Raw genomic sequence first — 260 nt, 5'->3', positions numbered from 1 at the left:
GCAGATGCGCCTGCGCCTCGCCGAGCGCCGCGTCGCGCTGGCGCAGCGCATTCGACATGCGCGCGACGAACCACGCGATCAGCCCGACGCTGACCATGAAGTTCGCCCACATGCCGGTACGGTAGTAATCGAACAGGTTCGCCGGGTTGTCCATGTTGAGCGGCACCGAGTCGAAGCCGAGCGCCGCGTAGCAGGCGACCGCGAACGCCGCGAGCCAGATCATCAGGTGCCACGGCAGCACGGCCGCCGCGATCGCGAGC

At 68.8% G+C, this 260-nt stretch carries 1 protein-coding gene; it reads right to left on the bottom strand.

Going from position 1 to position 260, the window contains the following annotated elements:
• Positions 1 to 260: hypothetical protein (locus AAEY83_RS16345; protein ID WP_351060720.1), on the bottom strand; the 260-nt coding region annotated here is incomplete at both ends.

Source organism: Psychrobacter sp. TB20-MNA-CIBAN-0197, from assembly GCF_040309765.1.
Classification (GTDB): Bacteria; Pseudomonadota; Gammaproteobacteria; order Pseudomonadales; family Moraxellaceae; genus Psychrobacter; species Psychrobacter submarinus.
Note: the sequence above shows the minus strand (reverse complement) of the source record. Positions and strands in the feature narration are given on the sequence as shown.